This window comes from Burkholderia sp. AU44665 (assembly GCF_030504405.1).
GTDB lineage: Bacteria > Pseudomonadota > Gammaproteobacteria > Burkholderiales > Burkholderiaceae > Burkholderia > Burkholderia semiarida.
In genome coordinates, this window is record NZ_JAUJRI010000001.1 from 127,356 (window position 1) to 152,765 (window position 25,410).

Below are 25,410 nucleotides of genomic sequence, written 5' to 3' on the forward strand. Positions count from 1 at the left end.
TACGGCCGGTTTTTGCCCGGCACCGATGAAACGGGCCGCTCGAGAGAGCGGCCCGTTGTCGTTTCGGCGCATGCCGTCGTGCGTGTTTTCGCGTTCAGCCAGCGGCGGCGTGCCCGGGCGGTGCCGCACGCATCGCGTCCACCATCCAGCGCAGCGTTTCGTCGAGCGGCGTGATCGGTAGTTCGCCCACCGCGCGCCGCAGCTTGTCGCGCGACCCGCTCAGGCGCTTCACTTCGTTGTGCCGCACGAAGCGCGGATCGATCGTCACGTCGATCACGTAGCCGGCGATGCGCGACAGCATCGCCAGCACTTCCTTCAGCGAATACGCGCGCTCCGAGCAGACGTTGAACGTCTCGCCGGCCGGCGCGGCTTCGATCAGCTTCAGATAGGCGGCCGTCACGTCGCGCACGTCGGAGAAATCGCGGCTCACGTCGAGGTTGCCGAGCGAGATCCGCGGCGCGTTGCCCGCAAAGTGCGCGACGAGCTTCGGCAGCAGATACGCATCGCTCTGGCCGACACCCGTGTAGTTGAACGGCCGCGCGATCACGATCGGCAGCCGGTCGGCCCACAGCTTCGCCGCATATTCCATCGCGAGCTTGCTGACCGCGTAGTCGTTCGCCGGGGCCGGCGCGACGGTTTCGTCGAGCACGCCGGCCGTCGAGTTGCCGTAGACGTTCGCGCTGCTTGCGAGCAGCACCGCCGACGGGCGGCGGTCGAGGCCGTCGAGCGCGGCCAGCAGGTTGCGCGTGCCGACGATGTTGACCGCGTAGGTCTGCGACGGCTCGTCCTGCGCGACATGCGCGCGCGCGGCCAGATGCACGACCGCGTCGGGCCGCGCGTCGGCCGCGGCCGCGCGCATGGCCTGCGCGTCGAGCAGGTCGACGGGCAGCAGCGTGCACTGCGCGAACGCCGGATCGGCGGGGCCGGGCGTGCCGGGCGCGACCGTGCCCCAGACGTCGTAGCCGGCCGCCTGCAGGCGTTCGACCATGTAGCGGCCGGTGAAGCCCGTCAGGCCCGTGACGAACGCACGGCGCGACGGACGCCCGGCCTCAGAACGTGTCATGGTGTTGATTCCGCGTCAAATCCGCTTCGACCATCATCTGGCAAAGTTGTTCGAGCGTCGTCTTCGGTTCCCAGCCGAGTTTGCTTTTCGCCTTGTCCGCGCAGCCGATCAGCAAGTCGACTTCCGCGGGGCGATAGAACTTCGGGTTCACTTCGACGAGCACGTTGCCGGTCGATGCGTCGAGGCCGCGCTCCTGCTCGCCCTTGCCGGTCCATTCGAGCTGGTAGCCGGCCGCCGCGAACGCCATCCGCACGAAGTCGCGCACGGTTTCGGTGCGGTTGGTCGCCAGCACGTAGGTGTCGGGCTCGTCGGCCTGCAGCATGCGCCACATGCCTTCGACGTATTCGAGCGCGAAGCCCCAGTCGCGTTTCGCGTCGAGATTGCCGAGCTCGAGCCGGGTCGCCTTGCCGAGCCGGATCTTCGCGACCGTGTCGGTGATCTTGCGCGTGACGAATTCGCGGCCGCGCAGCGGCGATTCATGATTGAACAGGATCCCGCTGCTGCCGAACAGGCCGTACGACTCGCGGTAGTTCACGGTCATCCAGTGCGCGTACAGCTTCGCGACGCCGTAGGGGCTGCGCGGGTAGAACGCGGTGGTTTCCGTTTGCGGGATCGCCTGCACCTTGCCGAACATCTCGGACGTCGACGCCTGGTAATAGCGGGTCTTCGGGCTCACGACCCGAATCGCCTCGAGCAGGTTCAGCGGGCCGATGCCGGTCACTTCTGCGGTCGTCGCCGGCTGGTCGAACGACACGCCGACGAAGCTTTGCGCGGCCAGGTTGTAGAGCTCGTCCGGCTGCGTGCGTTCGAGCAGGCGCAGGCTCGAGCCCGCGTCGGTCAGGTCGTGTTCGACGAGCGTCAGGTTCGGGTGCGTGTCGACGCCGAGCTCGGCGATGCGCCAGAAATTCACCGAGCTGGTGCGGCGATAGGTGCCGGTGACTTCGTAGCCCTTGTCGAGCAGCAGTTTGGTCAGGTACGCACCGTCTTGCCCCGAAATTCCGGTGATGATGGCCTTTTTACGCGTTTGGCTCATGGCGTTGTCCTGGTAGAAGCGATGGATGATGAGATTCAGGCGGTCGTGCCGGCGGCGGCCGGCAGCGCGCGGCGCGCGGGCCCGCGCGTCAGGCGCCGTTCGAAGCCGTACCAGCTCAGGGTCGCGTACGCGAGCGTGATCGCAAGCGCCAGCGCGGCCGTGACGAAACGGTTCAGGTGCAGCGGCCACAGCGCGTACAGCACGCTCAGGTGGATCAGGTAGACGGTGTAGCTGACGGTGCCGACGTAGACGAGCATCGGGTTCGTCAGCACGCGTTGCACGAGGCCGCGCCCGCGCAGCGCGATCACGACGATCGACGTGCACAGCAGCAGCGAGATGCTGTAGAGCGCCGCGTTCGACAGCGGCGTGTTCGCGGCGCGAAAGCGCGGGAACGACAGGTGCAGCCAGCCGAGGATCGCGAGCGACACGAGCGCGCCGACGATCGCGAGCGGATAGAACGGCTCCAGCGCGCGCCGGTCGCGGCGCAGCACGATCGCGAGCAACGCGCCTGCCGCGAGCAGGTCCATCCGGAACGGCGTCAGGTAGTAGATCGGCCAGAACGAATCGAACCACGGCGTCGCGATCGCGCGCAGCACCGGCGCCGCGACGATCAGCGCGGCGGCGACCCACGGCAGCGCGCGCTCCGAGCACCACAGCACGACGAACGGCCAGAAGATGTAGAACTGCTCCTCGACCGCGAGCGACCACAGCACGTTCAGGCTGTCATGGCCGATGCTGCCGAGCGACAGCCCGATATTGGTCGAGAAGAACGCGAACCACGGCCAGTGCGGCAGCCAGCTCGCGCCGAACAGCAGCGTCGACACCGCCAGCAGCAGCACGTACGGCGGCAGGATGCGGCGCACGCGGCGCGCGTAGAAGTGGCTGAAGTACGACTGCCCGCGCGCCTTGCGATCGAGCAGGATGCCGGTGATCAGCAACCCGCTCAGCACGAAGAACAGATCGACGCCCATCCACAGCGGCGCCTTCAGCGCGTGCTGCAGGAACACGGCGCCCACGGCGATCGCGCGCAGCCCGTCGAGCTGCACGATGCGGCCGTGTTGCGGCGGGGCGAGGTCGGCGGGGCGCGACAGGGCCGTCATCGCGCGGCTCCTTCACGACCCGCATCCGATGCGTGTACGTATTGCATGCCTTTAAATGAAATAGGGAATCGAAAACGATTCTAGGGAAAAGAAATCGGTAAAAAAACGCGCGCCATTTATCTGACGGCAAATACCCGAATGCCGATTATTACGGTCGCGACACGAAAGATTTGCACCGGGCGGCCGCCAGCCGCGGCGCGGGGAGGAATTTTCTACGTGGCGGCGCGGGAAAGGCGGTCGTTATTGCCGTTTCCGGGCCGGATTGACTGCCTGTTCCGGTTCGATATTTCTGGCGGAAACATCCCCAAATATTTCCAAATTTCTTGTGATTATTTTTGCTTGTAACCTGCATCGCGACGTTTGAAACCCATTTAGCGACAGGGCGCAGCCGCCGGCCATCCGAGGCTGCGCCGGTCGCTGTTGCATCGAGTCTGGAGAAGCGCATTGCGACGTCTGATTCTGGTTGGCGTGACGGTATGCGCGGCGCTGCTGACGAGCGCCGTGCCGGCCGAAACGGTGTTGCCCGCGACGACCTCGTGGATCGGCAACACGTTCGGCTATGGCGACGGCAGCTGGACGCAGATCGACATCCGCGCGATCGCGGTGACGCCCGACGGCAAGGTGTATACGAATGCGCCGTGGGACGAGAGCGGCGCCGAGGCGAGCGTCTACCAGGACGGGAAGATGCTTGGCTTCGCCGGTGGCACCCACGGCTGGGGCAACCTCGGCGGCAACGCGATCGCGGTGAACGGCAAGTATGCGTATGTCGCGATCGGCGTCGGCAACGAGCGCGGCCACCTGCAGTCGCCCGGCATCTGGCCGGACAAGGGCAAGCAATGGTTCGGCATCTCGCGGCGCACGATCGGCGACATGAAGCAGCCCGCGCCGTTTCGCGCGGCGCCGCCGGTCGCGCCGGGCGGCCGCGCCGATGCCGGCCGCGCGCGAATGGCCGCCAGCTTCATGATGATGAACGAGGTGCCGGCGCCCGCACGCTCGGAAGTGGGCGACGCGAAGGCGGAAGTGGGCGGCCTCGCGGCCGATGACAAGACGCTGTTCGCGACCAATCCGTCGCGCGACGCGGTGGACGTGTACGACGCGGAGACGATGCAGCGGAAGGGCACGTGGAGCGCGCACGAGCCGGGCCGCATCGCGCTCGCGGGCGACGGCACGCTGTGGCTGCTGACCGATACGCTGGGCGGGCCCGCGCATCTCGTGCACGTGCGGGCCGACGGCCGCAAGCTCGACGACGCGCCGGCGCTGCCGGCAGGCACCGACGCGGTGGACGTGGCGGTCGATGCGAAAGGGCGCGTGCTGGTCGCGGACAACGGGCCGCGCCAGCAGATCCTGATCTTCTCGAAAGGCGCGAACGGCTATGCGCAGTCGGGCTCGCTCGGCGAGCGCGGCGGCATCTTCGCGGGGCCGGTGCCGGGGCGCCCGGGGCCGCAGCGCTTCAACGGGCTGACGGGTGTCGGCGTCGACCGCGCGGGCAACGTCTACGTATCGATGAACGGGATCGGGCCGCGCCACGACACGATCGGCGCGGGGCTCGGCGCGGTGCTGGAAAGCTACACGCCGGACGGCAAGCTGCGCTGGCAGGTGCAGGGGCTGCTGTTCGTCGACGGCGCGTGGCTCGACCCCGCGCGGCCGAACAGCGTGTACACGGGCAACAAGCGCTTCGAGCTCGACCTGTCGAAGCCGCCGGGCCAGGACTGGAAATACGTCGGGTTCCTGTCGAACCGCTTCAAGTATCCGGACGACCCCGTGTTCCACACCGACCAGTATCCGGGCATGCCGATCGCGCGGCGCGTCGACGGCCGCACGTTCCTGTACCTGACCGACATGTACGCCGATCATCTGAAGATCTACCGCTTCGACGCGAAGCGCGACGGCGAGGTCGCGATTCCGTCCGGCCTGATCGCGGGCCGCGCGCGGCCGGTCGACAAGGTGCCGAACAAGCCGCCGGGCGGCGACTGGCTGTGGCGCGACGCGAACGGCAACGGCCGGATCGATGCCGACGAGTCCGAGATCAACACGACGGGCAAGGCGAAGGCGGGCGGCTGGGGCTGGTGGGTCGACACGAAGGGCGACATCTGGCGCACGAGCGACGTGCGCGGCATCCACCGCTTCCAGTACGGCGGCGTCGACAAGGCCGGCAACCCGATCTATTCGTACGACAAGGTCACGACCTACCCGATGCCGCAGCCGTTCACGCAACTGCGCCGGTCGATCTACGACGCGCAGACGGACACGCTGTACGTGACCGGCTACACGGCCGACGCGCCGCCGCAGCCGGGCATCAACAAGGAAGTCGGCCGCGTGCTGGTGCGCTTCGACAAGTGGTCGAGCGGCTCGCCGGTGGTGCGCTACCAGGTTGCGCTGCCATGGCAGCTCGATGCGAAGCCGATCCTCGACCTGATCGGGATCACGGTCGAAGGCCGCTACATCTTCACGGTGGAGCCGGTCGGCAAGATCCACGTGTACGACAAGGAAACCGGCAAGGAAGTGGGCGTGATGAGCCCGGGCGCCGAGGTCGGCAAGGCCTCCGGCTGGGTCGACGTGCCGTTCGGCATCAGCGCGTTCCGGCGCGAGAACGGCGAATACCTCGTGTTCGTCGAGGAGGACGCGCGCGGCAAGGTGCTGATGTATCGCTGGAAACCGTGACGGGCGGCGCGCCGTCGTCGACGTCACTCAAGGCTTAAGCATGGACAAAGGCATACTCAAGAACGTTTCGATCAACTTCATCGGGCTGATCCTGCCGACCTTCGTGTCGCTGGTGACCGTGCCCGCGTACATCCACGCGCTCGGCGTCGAACGCTACGGCGTCGTCAGCCTCGTGTGGACGCTGATCGGCTATTTCGGGATCCTCGATCTCGGGATGAGCATGGCCGCGCAGAACCACATCTCGAAGGCGCTCGCGAGCGGCGACGCCGACGAAAGCGCGCGCGTGTTCTGGAGCGCGTTCTGGCTGAACCTCGGCACCGGCATCGCGGGCGGGCTGCTGATCTATTTCGGCGCGTTCGTCTACACCGCGTATTTCACGAAGGTGTCGGCCGCGATGCAGCACGAGGTGTATCTCGCGCTGCCGTGGCTTGCGCTCGCGATTCCGCTCGCGAACGTGTCGTGGGTGTTCGCCGGCGCGATCAACGGCGCCGAACGGTTCGGCGTGTTCAACACGAACCAGACGATCGGCACGTTCCTGTTCCAGCTGCTGCCGCTCGCCGCCGCGTGGTGGATCGCGCCGAACCTGCAGACGGTGCTCGCCGCGGCCGTCGTCGCGCGGCTGATCGCGGCGGTGATGCTCGGCCAGGCCAGCATCAAGGTGCTCGGCATCCGCCGCATCGATCCGCCGCAGTGGGGTACCGCGAAGGGGCTGTTCAACTTCGGCGGCTGGATGCTGATCGCGAGCACGACCAGCATGATCGCCGACACGCTCGACCGCGTGATGCTCGGCGCCGGCATGGGCGCGAAGTTCGTCACCTACTACACGGTGCCGCAGAACCTCGTCACGCGCCTGAACATGCTGCCGAACGCACTGGTGCGCACGCTGTTTCCGCGCCTGTCGGCGGTCGGCCGCGATCACGCGGATACCCTCGCGCGCCAGTCGCTCGAATTCCTGAACGGCGTGTTCACGCCGGTCGGCATCGTCGCGATCTTCGCGCTCGCGCCGTTCCTCACGCTGTGGGTCGGCGCCGATCTCGCCGCGCATTCGGCGCCGGTCGGCCGCGTGCTCGTGATCAGCGTATGGCTCGTCGGGCAGGCGAGCGTCACACGCATCCTGATCCAGTCGCAGGTCAACCCGGCCCGCGCGGCATTCGCCGGGCTCGTCGAGATGCCGTTCTTCGTCGGCGGCCTGTGGCTCGGCATTCATCACTTCGGGCTGATCGGCGCGGCGGTGGTCGTCGCGGCGCGCGCGCTCGTCGACTACGGCGTGCTGCTGTATCTGTCGGCGATCCGGATGCGCGCGATCGTGCTCGACATGCTCGCCCATCTCGCCTTCCTGCTCGCTAGCCTGTTTCTGGCGCAAGCGTGGCCGGGGCTGGTCCAGTCGATCGGCCTGTGCGCGATCGTGCTGGTGCTGAACGTTGCGTGGTCGCTCACGATGACGCCGGGATTGCGTGCACTCGTGCGCGACCTGTTCGTCCGTCTCAATGCGAGGAGAACTGCATGAATCGCGATCTGGCGGAACACGCCGTCCTGAATCTCGCCACGGCCGACGCCGCCGTGGCCCACGCGGGCGACGCCGCCGCGCTGCACCGCGCGGTGCCGGCCGAACGGGCCGGCGCGCGGCAGCCGGCGCGTGCGCTGCGCGTGGCGATCGTCCACGACTGGCTCGTCACCTACGCGGGCGCCGAGCGCGTGCTCGAACAGATCGTCGCGTGCTTTCCCGACGCGGACCTGTTCAGCCTCGTCGATTTCCTCGACGACCGCGCGTTCGTGCGCGGCAAGCCGGTGACGACGTCGTTCATCCAGAAGCTGCCGTTCGCGCGCACCAAGTACCGCAGCTACCTGCCGCTGATGCCGCTCGCGATCGAGCAGCTCGACGTGTCCGAGTACGACCTCGTGATCTCGAGCAGCCACGCGGTCGCGAAGGGCGTGCTGACCGGGCCGGACCAGGTGCACATCAGCTACGTGCATTCGCCGATCCGCTATGCGTGGGACCTGCAGCACCAGTATCTGGAACAGTCGAATCTCACGCACGGGCCGAAATCGCTGCTCGCGCGGATGATTCTCCATTACATCCGCAACTGGGATACGCGCACCGCGAACGCGGTGGACGGCTTCGTCGCGAATTCCGCGTTCATCGCGCGGCGCATCAAGAAGGTCTACCACCGCGACGCCGCGGTGATCTTCCCGCCGGTCGACGTCGACGCGTTCTCGCTGAACGCGGCGAAGGAGGACTTCTACCTGACCGCGTCGCGGATGGTGCCGTACAAGAAGATCGACCTGATCGTCGAAGCGTTTTCGCGCACGCCCGAGCGCAAGCTCGTCGTGATCGGCGACGGCCCCGAGATGCAGAAAATCCGCGCGAAGGCCGGCCCGAACGTCGAGATCATGGGCTATCAGCCGTTCGCGGTGCTGCACGACCGGATGCGGCGCGCGAAGGCGTTCGTGTTCGCGGCCGAGGAGGATTTCGGGATCTCGGTCGTCGAGGCGCAGGCGTGCGGCACGCCGGTCATCGCGTACGGCAAGGGCGGTGCGCTCGAAACCGTGCTCGACCCGCAGTCGAGCCTGAACCCGACGGGCCTGTTCTTCGACGAACAGACGCCGCACGCGATCGTCGCGGCCGTCGACGATTTCGAGCGCGCGCCGCAGCGCTTCACGCCCAACGCGTGCCGCGCGAACGCGGAGCGGTTTTCCGCCGATACGTTCCGGCAGCGCTTCCTCGACTACGTGGAGCAAGCGCTGCCCGGCTCGACCGCGCGGCGCGGCACGGCCGCGCCGATGCCGGCCGCGCGCGGCCCGGCGACGCTCGTGCTCGATCAGAGCGGCGTGCTCGGCGGCGCCGAGCTGTCGCTGCTCGAGATCATGAAGCACATGCGCGCGAACGCCGACGTGCTGCTGTTCGACGACGGCCCGTTCCGCGCGGCGCTCGACGAGATCGGCGCACGCGTCGACGTGGTCGACCAAGGCGCGCTCGCGGGCGTGCGCAAGCAGGGCGGCGTGTCGTTCGGCGCGGTGAAGCAGCTCGTGCGGCTCGTGCGCGACGTCGCCCGGCGCGCGCGTCGCGCCGAGGTGATCTACGCGAACACGCAACGCGCGATGGTGGTCGCCGCGCTTGCCGGGCGGCTCGCGCGCAAGCCGGTGGTCTGGCATTTGCGCGACATCGTCAGCGCCGACCATTTCGGCGGCAAGCAGTTGCAGGCGATCAAGTACTGCGCGCGGTTCGGCGTCACGCGCGTGATCGCGAACTCCGATGCATCCGCGCAGGCGTTCCGCGCGCTGACGGGCTTCACGCCGCAGCACGTCGACGTCGTGTTCAACGGCATCTCGGCCGAACCGTTCGATGCGCTGGAAGGCGTGAGCCAGGCGGCGCTGCGCGCGCGCCTCGGGTTGCCGACGGACGCATGGCTGGTCGGTTCGTTCAGCCGGCTCGCGCGCTGGAAGGGGCAGCACGTGCTGCTGGAGGCCGCCGCGCGGCATCCCGACATGCACGTGGTGCTGGTCGGCGCGCCGCTGTTCGGCGAGGACGACTATGCGGCGCAACTGCACGAATACGTCGCGCAGCACGGGATGGACGAGCGCGTGCATTTCCTCGGATTCCAGCGCGACGTGGCCGCGTGCATGACGGCCGTCGACGTCGTCGCGCATACGTCGATCACGCCCGAACCGTTCGGGCGGGTGATCGTCGAGGGGATGCTCGCGCGCCGACCCGTCGTCGCGGCGCGTGCGGGCGGCGTCGTCGAGATCATCGAGGACGGCGACAACGGGCTGCTCTGCGAGCCGGGCAACGCGGCCGCGCTGGCCGACGCGCTGACGACGCTCAAGCGCGACGGCGCACTGCGCGAGCGGCTCGTCGCGAGCGGGCGCGCGACCGCGGTGCGGCGGTTCGGGACCGAAACCTACGTGGAGCGGGTCGAGAAGATTCTCTCCGATACGGCGAAGGCCGCCCGGGCCGCGAAAGCGAAGAAATAGCAGCCGGCGCGCGCCGGCGGGAAACGAGCCTCCGTGCGGCGTCGTGCCGTGCGGGGGCTTCGTCTTTCGGCGGGCGAGGCGCCTGGTTGGGGCGGGTTGGCGGGCTCGAGTCCGAGTCGGCGCGAGCTTGGCCGATCGTCATCCGGAACGAGAGCGGGCCGTCGGCAACGTGACGCGAGCAGGACACCGTCGCGGTCGTACCGAGGAAACCGCGCACCGGCGGCTTGCGCGGGCCGTGGCGCGGTCGGCGCGCGGCAGGCTGCCGGTCCCTTGTCGAACCGGCCTGCAACCGCGCGCCAGCCGTGAAAAAGCCCCCGAGCGGCGGGACGCCGCGCGAGGGCTCCGGAGCCGGACGGGCCGGCCGTCCGGCGTCAGACCGCCTGTTCGGGCGTCGACGCGACGACGCGGGCGGCGCGGGTCGGCTTGAAGCTGGCCGACCACATCATCGCCGGCCGTTCGAACATCCGGTAGAACAGGTACGCCACCGGAATCGCGACGGCCATGAACGCGAACGACGGCCAGATCGACAGTTGCAGCTCGGAGTGGAACAGTACCGAGCCGAGGCAGACGAACAGCGGCAGGTGGACGAGATACAGCGAGTAGCTGAAGTCGCCGAACCAGCTCAGCACGCGCAGCGGCGGCGTGGCGCGCGGCGGGCGGGCGAGGGCGCGGTACAGGAAGCACGCGAAGCCTGCCGACCACAGCTGGAACGCGCCGTACTGGCCGAAATGGAACGCGCCGCAGCCGGCGGCGAGCAGCACCGCGGCCGCGACGTACCATGCGCGCGACGGCACGACGGCCGTGCCGCGCGACTGCTGCGCGCGCACGTCGGCGATCCACGCGCCGATCGTCCAGGACAGCCAGTAGGACGTGAAGAACTGCAGGTCGTGCCGTTCGAGCAGCCACGCCGACGCGACGTTGACGAGCGCGACCGCGGCCACGACGGCCGGCATGCCGATGCGCCGGCGCAGCGCGAACAGCAGCGGGTAGATCGCGTAGAACTGCACTTCGAGCGATAGCGTCCACAGCGCGCCGTTCGACCCGTACGTATAGCCGGCAACGCCCTGCAGCGAGAACAGGTTCACGAGGAACGCGACGACGCCGACGTCGCGGATCTTGTGGCTGACCGGCTCGATCTGCAGGCTGACCGCGTCGAGCGCGAGCGTGAACAGCAGCGCGGCGAGCAGCACCGGGTAGATGCGCGCGAAGCGGCGCACCCAGAAGTTCGGCGCGTCGAGCCGGTACGCGGGGTTCGCCGCCAGCTTGAGCGCCGCGTTGCGGTGGATGCAGTAGCCGCTGATCACGAAGAAGATCGGTACGCCGGCAGAGCCCCACGCGAACGGAAAGGTCAGGTAGCCGGCGATCGCGCCGGGGCTCAGCGCGTGGCCGTAAGCATGATGGAAGCTTTGCATGCCGACCCAGACGACCTGGCGGCAGTGGAAATAGGCGACGAGCAGCGCCGCGAAGCCGCGCATCGCGTCGATCACGTGTTCCTTGTGGTCGGCGACGGGCGGCGCGGCCAGAGACGATCCGCTGAAAGCTTGCATGCGATTCGATTCCTTGCGACGGATGGACGGGAAGTTTCATCCAATCGTAATGCGCAAGAATTCCGTCAATGAATAAAAAAATCTCGTCCGGAAATATCGGTATTCCGCATCATGGGTTTATCGATACCTGAAAGCGGTTCCGAGAGCCGCCTGAATTATTTGCCGATTTTTTTCTGATAGTTTGAAGCTCCAGTTGATTGATGCAAGGAGCGGCAAGATGGACATGCATTGGATCGCGAGCGCTGCAGTACTACTGGTCATGGCCGTGCTGTCGGCGTACCGCGAGGCGCTGAAGAACGAACCGATCCGCCCGGGCCTCGAACGGGGCGGCGTGCCCTATATCGAGGAATTCGAATCGTAAGAATTTGTATCCGGAAAATCGGTAATTTGTTTCTGCTCCGGCAATCGGTTCGGCAATATCGACCGGCCTGAAACGATTATATTTTTTTCCGGAATAATTGGGCAATCAGTTCATATCGAAAATGAGCGGAGCGGAATTGGCAGTGCCGTCGATTCTCGATATGCCGTTCGGAACACAATCGCGCCGGGTCGCGGGTCGACGCGGCGCAGACAACGCTATCAGGATGCGAACATGTTGAAAGTCACCAAGGCCGTGTTCCCCGTTGCCGGTCTCGGCACGCGGTTCCTCCCGGCAACGAAGGCGAGCCCGAAGGAAATGTTGCCCGTCGTCGACAAGCCGCTGATCCAGTACGCGGTCGAGGAAGCGATCAACGCCGGTATCACCGAGATGATCTTCGTCACCGGGCGCAGCAAGCGCGCGATCGAGGATCATTTCGACAAGTCGTACGAGATCGAGGCCGAACTCGAGGCACGCGGCAAGGAAAAGCTGCTCGAGCTCGTGCGCGGCATCAAGCCGAGCCACGTGAACTGCTTCTACGTGCGGCAGCCGGAAGCGCTCGGCCTCGGCCATGCGGTGCTGTGCGCGGAGAAGCTCGTGCACGGCGAGCCGTTCGCGGTGATCCTCGCCGACGACCTGCTGCACGGCGAACAGCCGGTGCTCAAGCAGCTCGTCGACGTGTTCGACCACTATCACAGCTCGGTGATCGGGGTCGAGACGATCCCGCGCGAGGACAGCCGCTCGTACGGCGTCGTCGAAGGCCGGGAATGGGAAGAGGACATCATCAAGCTGTCGGGCATCATCGAGAAGCCGGCGCCTGAGGATGCGCCGTCGAACCTCGGCGTGGTCGGCCGCTACGTGTTCATGCCGACGATCTTCGATCATCTGCGCAAGCTCAAGCCCGGCGCGGGCGGCGAACTGCAGCTCACCGACGCCGTCCAGTCGCTGCTCGCGAACGAACAGGTGCTCGCGTATCGCTACTACGGTACGCGTTTCGACTGCGGCAGCAAGCTGGGGTATCTGAAGGCAACCGTGGAGCTCGCGCTCCAGCATCCGGAAGTGAGCCGCGAATTCGAGGCGTACCTGCGTACCTGCCTCCCCGCGCTGGCTGCCGTCGCTTAAGCGGCCGCGCGCTCCGTCGTTTCAGGTGGTGGTTGTTCCGTTGGCCCCGGCCGCTCGCGCGCCGGGGCTTTTTTGTATTTGCGGCGCACGAGCATGGTGCGCGACGTTTGCGTGCGGCGCCGGGAATGGGTGCGGGGTGGTGGCGCGCGACGCGCGAAGTCTGCCGACGCGGCAGGACGTCGTGCGTGAAACCGGTGCCGCGGCATTCGCCGCGTGACCGGATCGGTGGATGGATTGCGCGGTATGCGCGACGCTCGCGCGTCGCGCGGATGTCGCGCGATGACGCATCGCCTGCCATGCCGCCGGGCGTCGTCACCGGTATCGGCGCGTTCCGATCCGGCTCCCGCCGCGCGCCGCGTCGGCGCGCCGTTCAGCGCGGCGACGCGCTCGGCTGTACGGCGAAGTGCCGGGCCAGCATCGCGGCGATCGGCTTCTTGAAGTCGAGCAGCCGCTTTTCGAGATAGCGCCACGACAGGTGCGCGAGCAGTACGGCCAGCGCGAATTGCAGCATTTCCGGCAGCGCGTCGCGGACGAGGTCCGGCATCGGCACGTGCGCGAAGGACGCGGGCAGCGCGCCGAAACGCGCCGGGATCAGGTTGTGGAACAGGTAGAAGCCGTAGCTGATCGTGCCGAGATAGGCGAGCGGCGCGCAGTCGAGCAGCGCGACGACGGGATGCTCGGGCTCGCTGACGATCCACAGCATCAGCGCGCCGAGCGACGCGGACAGGCCGAGATCGGCGAGCCCCGCGACCGCATCGGGCAACGCCGTGCAGGCGGGCAGCGCGAGGAAGAAGGCGACGCCTGCCGCGCCGAGCCAGCCCGGCGGTACGCGGCGCGCGGCGGCCGCGCCGCGATCGGCGAGCGCCATCGCGCCGACGCCGCCGAGCGCGATCAACGCGAAATTCCACGGGGAAAACGCATAGATCAGCACCGGCGATGCGTCCGCCAGGTAGAGCGCGAGATGCGCGACCGCGCACAGCGCGACGGCCGCCACGCCGAGCGCGATGTGGCGCGCGGCGGGCACCGCGAGCAGCGCGAGCGGCGCGATCAGATAGAACTGCTGTTCAACGGCGAGGCTCCAGAAGTGCGACGTGGAGCCCGGCCAGCCATCCTTGACGACGCCGATCCAGTAATTCGACAGGAACGCCGCATGCCACGCGAGCCCGAGGTTGACGCCGCGCTGGTAGAACAGCGCATGCGCGATCGCGAGCGCCGCGAGCAGCAGGTAGTACACGGGAAAGATCCGCAGCGCGCGCTTCGCGAGGAACAGCGCGAGCGCGTGGCGGCGCGTCATGGCGCCGCGCTCGACCGCCTGGCGGTTGCGATGCAGTTCGCCGACGATCAGGAATCCGCTGATGAGGAAAAACGTCCACACGCCAAGCTTGCCGACGTCGATGGCAAGGACGTGGCCCTTGTGGGACAGGAAAACGAGGATGACGGCGAGGGCTCGCAGGCCGTCGAGTCCTTTGACGTATCTGACTTCGCGCATGGAGGCATCCGGGCATTGAGCGGGCCCAGTATAGGTGCGCAAATATCGAACGTAATTCGCGTTCGCCCCATTTGAGCGCCTACGTGAAGGCGTTTTTTCACGCTCGAGCGTCGATGAAGTCGGTCGCGCGCAACAAAACCTGCGGGAAACCCCGCGAAAACGCATAAAAGTACTGCACGAAGCGACAAGGCGCTTGTAGAATCCGGCGTTGAAGCGCGCGCGTTGCACGCTTCGTGTATCCAACGACCACACCTGGTAGGAGAAACATGGCGACTTCCGCAAAAAAGGTGGCCAAGAAGGCTGCCGCACCGGCGACCAAGAAAGTGGCTGCCAAAAAGGCTGCGCCCGCGAAGAAAGTAGTGGCCAAGAAGGCTGTCGCGAAGGCAGCACCGGCTGCTCCGACGCCGCTGAAGGACAAGTTCACGAAGGCATCGCTCGCAACGCACATCGCTGAGCGCGCAGCTGTCGAAGTGAAGGCGGTCAAGGCAGTGCTCGCCGCACTCGAGAACGTCGTGCTGGGCTCGGTTCACAAGAAGGGCGCAGGCGAGTTCACGCTGCCGGGTCTGCTGAAGATCACGGCGCAAGTCGTGCCGGCGAAGAAGAAGCGCTTCGGCAAGGATCCGTTCACGGGCGAAGAGCGCTGGTTCCCGGCGAAGCCGGCCAGCGTGCGCGTGAAGGCACGTGCGCTGAAGAAGCTGAAGGACGCGGCAGCGTAATGCCGCCGCAACGCTGCCGCACGCATGTCGGCAGCCGTTGCGATGTCCCGCGGTCCCCGTACGCGAAAGCGTGCGGGGATTTTTATTGGTGCGCCCGGCAGGCGCACTCACTTGGGGGTGAAAGTCCCTACCGCCTGTTGCGTGCGCATCGTGAGGCCCGCGCATCGTGACTGAATTCGTTCCGTCTGAGATCGCCGGGCAGGTCGCTGTCGCGCGCGCCGCGATCGAGCGGCATCTCGGTGCGACGATGGAAGCGATCCACCTGTTCGGCTCGGCGCTCGACGGCGGCTTGAAACCGCGCAGTGACATCGACCTGCTGGTGACGGTGGCCGTGCGGCCCGACGCAACGGTGCGGCGGGCGCTGATGTTCGACCTGCTCGCTGCGTCGGCGCCTCCCGGTCACGCAGGCGGCATGCGTCCGCTCGAGGTCACCGTCGTCGCGCACGGCGACGTGGCGCCGTGGCGTCATCCGGCGCGGCGCGAACTGCAGTTCGGCGAATGGCTGCGTCGCGACCTGGAAGCCGGCATCGTCGAAGCGCCGCTCGTCGATCACGATCTGGCGATCCTGCTGACGAAGGTGCGGCAGCACGGTGTCGCGCTGGTCGGGCCGCCCGCAGCCGTGCTGTTCGAGCCGGTGCCCCCGCGCGATTTCGGCGCCGCGCTGCTCGCCACCGTTGCGCAGTGGAATGCCGAGCCGGACTGGCGCGGCGACGAGTGCAACGTGGTGCTCGCGCTCGCACGCATCTGGTACAGCGCCGCGACCGGCAGGATCGCGCCGAAGGACGTCGCCGCGGCGTGGGTGCTGGCGCGCTTGCCGGACGCGCACCGGCCGGTCGTGGCGGCCGCGCGTGCCGCCTATCTCGATGGCGAAGCGGGCGCGGCGATCCTGTCCGGCGAACCGCTGGCCGAATTCATCGGCTACGCGCGGCGGACGGTCGAGTCGATGCTGTCTGCGTCGCAGTCGGCGCCAACGATGCACGCTACCGGCTGGCCGGCCAGCGACGGATAGCGAACGCGTGCGAGCCGGCTGCATGCGCAAACGGTCGAGCCGGGTGCGTGCAGGCCAGCCGGCGCGGCGTCACGCCAGCGCGGCCCGACGCGTTTCGTCAGCCCGCGGTGCCCGCAAAGGCGGCCTTCAGCGCGGCGTCGTCGAACTTGGTCATCTGCATCATCGCGGCGGCCACGCGTCCCGCCTTGACCGCGTCGCGATCGGCCATCATCGGGATGAGCGCCTCCGGAACGATCTGCCACGACACCCCATAACGATCCCTCAGCCAGCCGCAGCCGTCGGCCGTGCCGCCGTTGTCGAGCAGGGCGCTCCAGTAGCGGTCGAGTTCCGCCTGGTCCGCGCAACTGACGAGCAGGGAGATCGCGTGGTTGAACGTCTCCGTGCGCGGGTGGCTCATCGCGAAGAACGGTTGCCCGAACAGCTCGAATTCGACCATTCGCGTGCCGTCGGTGCCGGGCACGGCCGTGACGCGCACGACGCGCGAATCCGGAAAGATGCCGGCATAGAAGGCCGCTGCTTCTTCGGCTTGCGTCGAATACCAGAGGAACGGCGTGATCTTCTGAATCGTCATGACGAGTCTCCTGTCTGTATGGGGCCGCGGCAAACCGGATGCCGCCATCGATACGACGGACGACGCCTGCCGAAATCGACACGTGCGACCAACAAGTCGCGCATCGGATGAAGCGGGCGGTGCCGGCTGTGCGGATGGTAGCCGTCGTACGGAGAAATGGCGACCTGCCCGACCATTCGGAAACGGTGTTCCGGGCCGCTGACAGCCGCAAGGTGCCGTTGCCGGCAAGCAGGCATGGAGCGGGGCGCGGTTTGCCCGGCAGCCCGTGCAGCGAATGCCGGCTCGCTCGCCGGAGGCGGACGAAAAAAAGCCAGCCGCGGCCGAAACCGGGGCTGGCTTTCCAGGTCGGCGGCAGGGCGTCGGAGACGCCGTGCACACCGGATACTTCGTTTTTAGAACTTGTGACGCAGGCCGAGTGCGACGATTTCCTGCGAGCTCTTGCCGGCGATGCCGTACGAGCCGATCGACGCTTGCGCTTCGCTGCCGTCGGCGTTGTGGCCGCTTGCGTGCTGATATGCGCCAACCAGGTAGATGTCCGTACGCTTCGACAGCGAGTAGTCCGCGCCGAGCGAAACCTGATGGTACTTGGCGTCGGTCTGGCCGCTACCCTTCGTGTAGATGTAGCCGAGGCCGAGCAGCAGCGGTGCCGATGCCTGGTACGTGACGAATGCGCGACCCGTGTTGTACTTCTGGTTCGTGCCGAAGCCGGAGTTCGCGTCAGCCTTGTACTGTGCGTTGCTGTAGCCGAGGCCGAACGTTACCGGGCCGAATGCATACTGGCCGGCGGCTTGCGCGATGCCGATCGACGATGCCGACGTGTATGCGTTGTTGATGAAGCTGCCCGAACCGTCGAAGATCGCGTCCGACGTGCCGGCCCAGCCGGTGCGCACGCCAGCGGGGCTCAGCGGAGCCGAGTTGTTCGCGTGGAAGTAACCTGCAGCCAGGCCGAGCGGGCCGTTGTTGTAAGCTGCAGCCGCCGCCCACGTCTGACCCTTGCCGGTTGCGCCGGCGACACCGCCGAGTGCGTACATCGCCTCGACCTGAAGGCCTGCCCAGACCGGCGACGTGTACTTGATCGCGTTGCTGACGCGCAGGCTGTTGTCGTTGTTGTCGACGTCGCCCGGCGTGGCGAACACGCTGCCGAAGTAGTTGTCAGCCGTGACCGCCTGGACCAGGTCGACGAGCGGGTCGTACTGGCGACCCAGCGTCAGCGTACCGTACTGGTCGCTTTGCAGGCCGACGAAAGCCTGGCGGCCGAACATGCGCTGGCCTTGGCCCAATGCACCCGTTGCCGAGTTGAAGCCGTTTTCCAACTGGAAGATCGCCTTCAGGCCGCCACCGAGGTCTTCCGAACCCTTCAGGCCGAAGCGGGCGCCTTGCAGGTTGCCGCTACCCATCGACCACGAATTGTTACCTTGACCATCGTTACCGTGAACATAGGTGATCGACGTGTCGATCACGCCATACAGCGTCACGCTCGATTGCGCCTGAGCAGCACCGGCAGCGCCCAGCAGCGCGAGCGAGAGGGTCGAGAGAGCAAGTTTCTTCATCGTTGAGTTTCTCCACGCAAGTGATTCATCGTTATTTGTTGCGGATTGGAGAATAGCTCAGTGCCATACACGCAAGAAAGCTCAAAAAATAAAGTGTCTCGAAAAGGTAACAGCGCGGAAAAGTCCATATATATCAAGCACATCAGCAACTGTTCCTGTTTATGAAACAGTTGACAATTGCTGCGCCGCGATTGTTTCAATCGCTGACGCGCACACCCGTGAACCGCCTGTTTTGGCCCGTTGCAGCAACAAAACGAGGGTATGCAAACGTTTGCCGTTGCAGGTGCATACAGGTCGGCGTGCACAGCATGCGCCGACGCCGCACGAATGCGCGGCGGACACGGGGTTGCAAAGGGGCGAGGCGTGTGCCGGGCGCGCGCGACATCGATGCGCGGCCGTTTGCAGGCGGTGGGTAAATCAGTCGTCGCGCGGGCGATGATCGGCGTGGCCAGGTTGAGCAACTTGAGCCGACCCGGCCGGCGCCGAATCCTCGGTCGGCCGATGCGCATCGCCGCGTGCCGCCGCGAACTCCGCGCCGAGCAGCAGCACGATCGCGGAGAAGTACAGCCACATCAGCAGGACCGCGAACGATCCGGCCGCGCCGAACGCACTGGCGGTGCCCGCATGCGCGAGATACAGCGCGAACAGCTTCTTGCCGCCGGAGAACAGGATCGCGGACACGATGCCGCCGATCGCGGCGTCGCGCCACGCGACGCGCGCGTCGGGCAGGAACTTCATCAGCGACGCGAACGCGGCCGCGAGCACCGCGATGCCGACGAAGAACTGGATGAAGTTGGTGACGACCACGTACGGCGAATCGCCGAGCAGCCACGTGCCGATGAAGGTGATCGCCGTGTCGAGCACGAGCGACACGATCAGCAGGAACGCGACGCCGAGCACCAGCCCGAACGAGATCAGCCGCACGCGCACAAGGCCGAGCATGCTCGACCAGCGGCTTTCGGTGGCCGGCCAGATCACGCTGAGCGCCGCGCTGAGCGACGCGAACGTGGCCGACGCGCCGATCGCGAGCGCGGCGAACGAGATCAGCGTGGCGAGGCCGCCGCGCTCGCCCGCGCGGTGCGCGTTCTGCACGATCGTCTGGATGGAGGCCGCCGCGTCGTCGCCGATCAACTGGTGCGCCTGTTCGAACACCTGGCCGCGCGCGGCGTCGTCACCGTAGAACCAGCCGGCCACCGCGATCACCATCACGAGGGTCGGCGCGAGCGAGAACGCGGAGAAAAACGCGATGCCCGCGGCCATCGCGGAGCAGCGGTCGGACGAGAAGCGCTTGAACGCGGTGAGGGCCCAGTTGGCCTGCTGCTGGGCGAGACGAGTGGCTTCGGAAGTGATCTGTCGTTTCATGACGGTCGGGTTGCGCGCGGAACGCGGATCATCTCGGATTAATCGGACCAATCGGTATTGATCCGAGGATTCGATCATAGTTGCCTGAACTGTCTATAATTCCTTTCAGTTGCACCCCACCCCACAATAACGCCGAGACCATCATGCTACAAATGTCCCGGCGCCAGTTCCTGAAGGTGACGGCCACGTCGCTCGCCGGATCGAGTCTTGCCCTGATGGGCTTTTCTCCGTCCGAAGCGCTGGCCGAAGTCCGGCAGTACAAACTGGCGCGCACCGTCGAAACGCGCAACACCTGCCCTTACTGTTCAGTAGGTTGCGGCATCCTGATGTACAGCCTCGGCGACGGCGCGAAGAACGCGCAGCCGAGCATCATCCATATCGAAGGCGATCCCGACCACCCCGTCAATCGCGGCACGCTGTGCCCGAAGGGCGCGAGCCTGATCGACTTCATCCACAGCCCGAACCGCCTGACGCACCCCGAGTATCGCGCGCCCGGCTCGGACAAGTGGGAACCCATCTCGTGGAACGACGCGCTCGACCGCATCGCGAAGCTGATGAAGGCCGACCGCGACGCGAACTTCGTCGAGACGGCCGAAGACGGCGCGAAGGTCAACCGCTGGCTCACGACGGGCATGCTGGCCGCGTCTGCAGGCAGCAACGAGGTCGGCTACCTGACGCACAAGACCATCCGCAGTCTCGGGATGCTCGCATTCGACAATCAGGCGCGTGTCTGACATGGCCCGACGGTGGCAGGTCTTGCCCCGACGTTTGGCCGTGGAGCGATGACGAACCATTGGGTCGACATCAAGAACGCGGACGTGATTCTCGTGATGGGCGGCAATGCAGCCGAGGCCCATCCGTGCGGTTTCAAGTGGGTAACGGAGGCGAAGGCGCACCGCAAGGCGCGGCTGATCGTCGTCGACCCGCGCTTCACGCGTACGGCCTCGGTGGCCGATTACTACGCGCCGATCCGCACCGGCACCGACATCGTCTTCCTGGGCGGCGTCATCAACTATCTGCTGACGAACGACAAGATCCAGCATGAGTACGTGAAGAACTACACGGACTTCTCGTTCATCGTGCGCGAGGATTTCGCGTTCAACGACGGCATCTATTCCGGCTACGACGCGGAGAAACACGCGTACCCGGACAAATCGAGCTGGGACTACGAACGCGGCGACGACGGCTTCGCGAAGGTCGATCCGACGCTGCAGCATCCGCGCTGTGTATACAACTTGCTGAAGCAGCACTACGCGCGCTATACGGCGGACATGGTCCAGCAGGTCTGCGGCACGCCCAAGGACAAGTTCCTGAAGGTGTGCGAGATGCTCGCGACCACGGCCGTGCCCGGCCGCGCCGGCACGGTGCTGTACGCGCTCGGCTGGACCCACCACTCGATCGGCGCGCAGATCATCCGCACCGGCGCGATGGTGCAGCTGCTGCTCGGCAACATCGGCATCGCCGGCGGCGGGATGAACGCGCTGCGCGGCCACTCGAACATCCAGGGGCTGACCGACCTCGGGCTGATGTCGAACCTGCTGCCCGGCTACATGACGCTGCCGATGCAGGCCGAGCAGGATTTCGACGCGTACATCAAGAAGCGCGTGCAGCAGCCGCTGCGGCCCAACCAGTTGAGCTACTGGAAGAACTACAAGGCGTTCCACGTCAGCTTCATGAAGTCGTGGTGGGGCGACGCGGCCACCGCCGAAAACAACTGGGCGTACGACTACCTGCCGAAGCTGGACAAGCAGTACGACCTGCTGCAGGCGATCGAGCTGATGAATGCCGGCAAGATGAACGGTTACATCTGCCAGGGCTTCAACCCGCTCGCGGCGGCGCCGTCGAAGGTGAAGACGGCGGCCGGCCTCGCGAAGCTGAAGTGGCTCGTGATCATGGATCCGCTCGCGACCGAGACGTCCGAGTTCTGGAAGCATCACGGCGATTACAACGACGTCGATGCGTCGAAGATCCAGACCGAGGTGTTCCGCCTGCCGACCACCTGCTTCGCGGAGGAAAACGGCTCGCTCGTCAGTTCGAGCCGCGTGCTGCAGTGGCACTGGAAGGGCGCGGAGCCGCCCGGCGAGGCGAGGAGCGACCTCGAGATCATGTCGGGGCTGTTCCTGCGCTTGCGCAAGATGTACCAGAAGGACGGCGGCAAGTACCCGGACCCGATCGTGAACCTGACCTGGCCGTACGCGAACCCGGAAAGCCCGACGCCCGAAGAGCTGGCGATGGAGTTCAACGGGAAAGCGCTCGCCGATCTGCCCGATCCGAAGGATCCGGCGAAGACGCTCGTGAAGAAGGGCGAGCAGCTCGCCGCGTTCGCGCAACTCAAGGACGACGGCACGACCGCGAGCGGCTGCTGGATCTTCTGCGGTGCGTGGACGCAGGCCGGCAACCAGATGGCGCGGCGCGACAACGCCGACCCGACCGGCATCGGCCAGACGCTGAACTGGGCGTGGGCGTGGCCGGCGAACCGGCGGATCCTGTACAACCGCGCATCGTGCGACGTCGCCGGCAAGCCGTTCGACCCGACCCGCAAGCTGATCGGCTGGAACGGCAGCGCGTGGAAGGGCGCCGACGTTCCGGACTTCAAGGCGGACGAACCGCCCGAGAACGGGATGGGGCCGTTCATCATGAACCCGGAAGGCGTCGCGCGCTTCTTCGCCCGCGCGGGGATGAACGAAGGTCCGTTCCCCGAGCACTACGAGCCGTTCGAGACGCCGCTCGGCGCGAACCCGCTGCACCCGAACAACCCGCTGGCGCTGAACAACCCGGCCGCCCGCGTGTTCCCGGACGACCGTGCGTCGTTCGGCAAGGTGGCGGACTTCCCGCACGTGGCGACGACCTACCGGCTGACCGAGCATTTCCACTACTGGACCAAGCATGCGCGGCTGAATTCGATCATCCAGCCCGAGCAATTCGTCGAGATCGGCGAAGACCTCGCGAAGGAGGTCGGCGTCGCGCATGGCGAGCGCGTGAAGGTGTCGTCCAAGCGCGGCTACATCGTCGCGGTCGCCCTCGTCACGAAGCGGATCAAGCCGCTGACGGTCGACGGCAAGAAGGTCCAGACGGTCGGCGTCCCGTTGCACTGGGGCTTCAAGGGTCTGACGAAGCCCGGCTATCTCGCCAATACCCTGACTCCGTCCGTGGGCGACGGCAACTCCTATACACCGGAATTCAAGTCGTTCCTGGTGAAGGTCGAAAAGGCGTAAGGGGAAAGAGATGGCATTGCAATCGCTGGATATCAAGCGCGTCTCGGCCACCACGACGCCACCGCCCACGGTGCGCGAACCGGTGACCGGGAGCGTCGCGAAGCTGATCGACGTATCGAAGTGCATCGGCTGCAAGGCATGCCAGACGGCATGCATGGAGTGGAACGACCTGCGCGACGAGGTCGGCACCAACGTCGGCGTGTACGACAACCCGGCCGACCTGAGCGAGCATTCGTGGACGGTCATGCGGTTCTCCGAATACGAGAACCCGGCGGGCGACCTCGAGTGGCTGATCCGCAAGGACGGCTGCATGCACTGCGAGGATCCGGGCTGCCTGAAGGCGTGTCCGTCGCCGGGTGCGATCGTGCAGTACAACAACGGGATCGTCGATTTCCACGAGGAGAACTGCATCGGTTGCGGCTACTGCGTGACCGGCTGCCCGTTCAACGTGCCGCGGATCTCGAAGAAGGATCATCGCGCATACAAGTGCACGCTCTGTTCCGACCGCGTCGCGGTCGGCCAGGAACCGGCCTGCGTGAAGACCTGCCCGACCGGCGCGATCGTGTTCGGCACCAAGGAGGACATGAAGCAGCACGCGGCCGAGCGGATCGAGGACCTGAAGGAGCGCGGCTTCGAGCATGCGGGGCTGTACGACCCGCAGGGCGTCGGCGGCACGCACGTGATGTACGTGCTGCATCACGCCGATAAACCGTCGCTGTACCACGGGCTGCCCGACAATCCGTCGATCAGCCCGATGGTGAAGCTGTGGAAGGGCATCGCGAAACCGCTCGCGGTCGCGGGCCTCGCGCTGACCGCGCTGGCCGGGTTCTTCCACTACACGCGGGTCGGTCCGAACGAGGTCACCGACGACGAAGAAGCCGCCGCCCGGGACGAGGCGCGACGCATCAAGGAGGACGCGAAATGAGCCACGACGACCCCAACCTGATCGTCCGCTACACGCCGAACGAGCGCACGAACCACTGGATCACCGCGATCACGTTCGTGCTGCTCGCGCTGTCCGGGCTCGCGCTGTTCCATCCGTCGATGTTCTGGCTGACCGCGCTGTTCGGCGGCGGCCAGTGGACGCGGATCCTGCATCCGTTCGTCGGCCTCGTGATGTTCGTGTCGTTCGCGATTCTCGTGGTGCGCTTCTGGCACCACAATGCGCTCGACGCGGACGACCGGCAGTGGCTGAAGCAGATCGGCGACGTGCTGACCAACCAGGAAGACAAGCTGCCGCCGGTCGGGCGCTATAACGCCGGGCAGAAGCTGCTATTCTTCACGCTGGTGGCGTGCCTGCTGCTGCTCCTGCTGTCGGGAATCGTGATCTGGCGGCGCTATTTCTCGTTCTACTTCCCGATCGGGGTGATCCGCGCGGCCGCTGTCGTGCATGCCGTGGCGGCCTTCGTGCTGATCGCGAGCATCATCGTGCACATTTACGCGGCGTTGTGGGTGAAGGGTTCGATCGGCGCGATGGTGCGCGGCACCGTCACGCTGGGCTGGGCCCGCAAGCATCACCCGAAGTGGTTCCGTGAAAGCGTGAAGTAGCGCAGCGGAGCGGGGCGGCACGCCGATTGCGGCGGGCCGCCCCGTCAGCCGTCGGAACCGCCCGAAGCGCCGACCTGTCGGCGCTTGTTTTTTTGGAAGATATTGTCGTGACACAACGCATTCTCGAACCGACCGAGATCTCGGCGCTCGATCATTCGGCCATTCCGCGCTTTCGCCTGCCGGAGCGCGCGACCGCGTTCGCGGCGCGCGCCGCGCGGCTGCGCAAGCTTGCCGACCTGAACCCGATCAGCGGCTACCTGCGGCTGATGGCCACCGTCGCCGACGCGCAGCACGCGACGCTGCAGACGCTGGCGCTGCCGCTGCCGTCGAAGGAAGCGATCGCGCGCGCGCAGGAACATTCGATGCCGCTCGTGCCGGCGCTCGACGGCGAGCGCGATGCGCGCTGGCGCGCCGTGCTGTATGAACTGCTCGATCGCGTCGAAGGCGCCGGGCTCGTCAATCCGCCGCTCGCGAAGCTGCTCGACCGGCTGCGCCTGATGGCGCCCGCCGAACTCGACGCGCAGGCCGATGCGATCCTCGCGCTGCGCTTCGCCGAGGTCGACCCGGCCACCGCGCCGTTCCTGATGGCCGCGCTGCAGGTCGCGTGGACGGACCTCGCGAGCCGCGTGACGCCGGCCGACGTGCCGTATCTCGACCAGCCGGGGCTGTGCCCGGTGTGCGGCACCCATCCGGTCGCGAGCGTCGTGCGGGTGGGCGGCCAGTATCAGGGCTACCGCTTCCTGCAGTGCGGGCTGTGCACGACCGAGTGGCACATGGTGCGCACCAAATGCTCGCACTGCGATTCGACGAAGGGCATCGCGTATCACGGGATCGAAGGCGGCAGCGAAGCCATCAAGGCCGAATCGTGCGACGAATGCAAGACCTATCGCAAGATCGGCTATCAGGAGAAGGACTACGAGTTCGAGCCGCTGGCGGACGATCTCGCGAGTCTCACGCTCGACCTGCTGATGAACGAAGCCGGCTACCAGCGCAGTTCGCCGAACCCGCTGCTGTGGCCCGACGTGTCGCGGGAAGCGGATTGACGGCATGGGGCCGGGGCGGTGCGCGAGCGTCGGCCCCGGCCGACTGCGAAG

19 protein-coding genes are annotated in these 25,410 nt (G+C 66.7%); 11 read left to right on the forward strand and 8 right to left on the reverse strand.

What is annotated here, in order from left to right; translation table 11 throughout:
- Positions 1-94: 94 nt before the first annotated feature.
- Genes QZM15_RS00580 through QZM15_RS00590 form a run of 3 tightly spaced genes read right to left on the reverse strand, consistent with a single transcriptional unit; the run spans position 95 to position 3,196 of the window.
- Positions 95-1,063, reverse strand: a complete 969-nt coding sequence (locus tag QZM15_RS00580) for an NAD-dependent epimerase/dehydratase family protein (protein ID WP_302105564.1) — start codon at positions 1,061-1,063, stop codon at positions 95-97.
- Positions 1,050-2,096: a GDP-mannose 4,6-dehydratase gene (gene gmd, locus QZM15_RS00585; RefSeq protein WP_059639179.1), complete on the reverse strand. Its 1,047-nt coding sequence runs from the start codon at positions 2,094-2,096 to the stop codon at positions 1,050-1,052. Before gmd ends, QZM15_RS00580 begins: the two co-directional genes overlap by 14 nt.
- A 35-nt stretch (positions 2,097-2,131) precedes the next feature.
- Positions 2,132-3,196, reverse strand: a complete 1,065-nt coding sequence (locus QZM15_RS00590) for an acyltransferase (protein WP_059582731.1) — start codon at positions 3,194-3,196, stop codon at positions 2,132-2,134.
- Positions 3,197-3,640: 444 nt separating this feature from the next.
- On the opposite strand from QZM15_RS00590, the gene QZM15_RS00595 reads away from it, so the two are divergent.
- From QZM15_RS00595 to QZM15_RS00605, 3 genes are read left to right on the forward strand one after another with little or no spacing between them, the layout of a single operon-like run.
- On the forward strand, positions 3,641-5,857 hold the full coding sequence (locus QZM15_RS00595; protein WP_124658362.1) for a hypothetical protein: 2,217 nt from the start codon (positions 3,641-3,643) through the stop codon (positions 5,855-5,857).
- Between the two features lie 40 nt (positions 5,858-5,897).
- On the forward strand, positions 5,898-7,364 hold the full coding sequence (locus tag QZM15_RS00600) for a flippase (protein WP_059582726.1): 1,467 nt from the start codon (positions 5,898-5,900) through the stop codon (positions 7,362-7,364).
- A complete protein-coding gene (locus QZM15_RS00605; RefSeq protein WP_302105565.1) occupies positions 7,361-9,829 on the forward strand; it encodes a glycosyltransferase family 4 protein in 2,469 nt (822 codons plus the stop codon). Before QZM15_RS00600 ends, QZM15_RS00605 begins: the two co-directional genes overlap by 4 nt.
- 371 nt (positions 9,830-10,200) lie before the next feature.
- Here the strand turns inward: QZM15_RS00605 and QZM15_RS00610 are convergent, their stop codons facing one another.
- The gene (locus QZM15_RS00610; protein WP_059582720.1) at positions 10,201-11,376 is read right to left on the reverse strand and encodes an acyltransferase; all 1,176 of its coding nucleotides are present in this window, start codon (positions 11,374-11,376) and stop codon (positions 10,201-10,203) included.
- 217 nt (positions 11,377-11,593) lie between these two features.
- On the opposite strand from QZM15_RS00610, the gene QZM15_RS00615 reads away from it, so the two are divergent.
- Positions 11,594-11,737, forward strand: a complete 144-nt coding sequence (locus tag QZM15_RS00615) for a hypothetical protein (protein ID WP_006479318.1) — start codon at positions 11,594-11,596, stop codon at positions 11,735-11,737.
- Positions 11,738-11,968: 231 nt separating this feature from the next.
- Entirely contained in the window at positions 11,969-12,856 is an 888-nt protein-coding gene (gene galU / locus QZM15_RS00620; protein ID WP_006482949.1) for a UTP--glucose-1-phosphate uridylyltransferase GalU, read from the forward strand.
- A gap of 370 nt (positions 12,857-13,226) precedes the next feature.
- Here the strand turns inward: galU and QZM15_RS00625 are convergent, their stop codons facing one another.
- Positions 13,227-14,345 carry an acyltransferase gene (locus QZM15_RS00625; protein WP_302105566.1) on the reverse strand — a complete coding sequence of 373 codons (1,119 nt, stop codon included), beginning with the start codon at positions 14,343-14,345 and terminating at the stop codon, positions 13,227-13,229.
- A gap of 266 nt (positions 14,346-14,611) precedes the next feature.
- Between QZM15_RS00625 and QZM15_RS00630 the strand changes: the two genes are divergently transcribed.
- Both QZM15_RS00630 and QZM15_RS00635 read left to right on the forward strand, forming a co-directional pair.
- A complete protein-coding gene (locus QZM15_RS00630; RefSeq protein WP_006492882.1) occupies positions 14,612-15,061 on the forward strand; it encodes an HU family DNA-binding protein in 450 nt (149 codons plus the stop codon).
- Positions 15,062-15,227: 166 nt separating this feature from the next.
- Positions 15,228-16,070: an AadA family aminoglycoside 3''-O-nucleotidyltransferase gene (locus QZM15_RS00635; protein ID WP_302105567.1), complete on the forward strand. Its 843-nt coding sequence runs from the start codon at positions 15,228-15,230 to the stop codon at positions 16,068-16,070.
- Positions 16,071-16,167: 97 nt separating this feature from the next.
- Here QZM15_RS00635 and QZM15_RS00640 read toward each other — a convergent pair whose 3' ends face one another.
- The 3 genes from QZM15_RS00640 to QZM15_RS00650 form a co-directional block, all read right to left on the reverse strand.
- Positions 16,168-16,641 carry a VOC family protein gene (locus tag QZM15_RS00640; RefSeq protein ID WP_059582714.1) on the reverse strand — a complete coding sequence of 158 codons (474 nt, stop codon included), beginning with the start codon at positions 16,639-16,641 and terminating at the stop codon, positions 16,168-16,170.
- A 392-nt stretch (positions 16,642-17,033) separates the two neighbouring features.
- Positions 17,034-18,191 carry a porin gene (locus tag QZM15_RS00645; RefSeq protein ID WP_059582711.1) on the reverse strand — a complete coding sequence of 386 codons (1,158 nt, stop codon included), beginning with the start codon at positions 18,189-18,191 and terminating at the stop codon, positions 17,034-17,036.
- A gap of 417 nt (positions 18,192-18,608) precedes the next feature.
- On the reverse strand, positions 18,609-19,553 hold the full coding sequence (locus QZM15_RS00650; protein ID WP_124859375.1) for a YihY/virulence factor BrkB family protein: 945 nt from the start codon (positions 19,551-19,553) through the stop codon (positions 18,609-18,611).
- A gap of 143 nt (positions 19,554-19,696) precedes the next feature.
- Here QZM15_RS00650 and fdnG point away from each other — a divergent pair, with 143 nt between their 5' ends.
- The 4 genes from fdnG to fdhE all read left to right on the forward strand — a co-directional run bounded on the left by fdnG (position 19,697) and on the right by fdhE (position 25,359).
- Positions 19,697-22,768, forward strand: coding sequence for a formate dehydrogenase-N subunit alpha (fdnG, locus tag QZM15_RS00655; protein WP_148093013.1), 3,072 nt, complete (start codon positions 19,697-19,699; stop codon positions 22,766-22,768).
- A 10-nt stretch (positions 22,769-22,778) separates the two neighbouring features.
- A complete protein-coding gene (fdxH, locus tag QZM15_RS00660) occupies positions 22,779-23,693 on the forward strand; it encodes a formate dehydrogenase subunit beta (RefSeq protein WP_059639188.1) in 915 nt (304 codons plus the stop codon).
- Entirely contained in the window at positions 23,690-24,316 is a 627-nt protein-coding gene (locus QZM15_RS00665; protein WP_006488816.1) for a formate dehydrogenase subunit gamma, read from the forward strand. The genes fdxH and QZM15_RS00665 overlap by 4 nt, the downstream gene beginning before the upstream one ends.
- A 107-nt stretch (positions 24,317-24,423) precedes the next feature.
- The gene (gene fdhE / locus QZM15_RS00670) at positions 24,424-25,359 is read left to right on the forward strand and encodes a formate dehydrogenase accessory protein FdhE (RefSeq protein WP_179231769.1); all 936 of its coding nucleotides are present in this window, start codon (positions 24,424-24,426) and stop codon (positions 25,357-25,359) included.
- Positions 25,360-25,410: the final 51 nt, after the last annotated feature.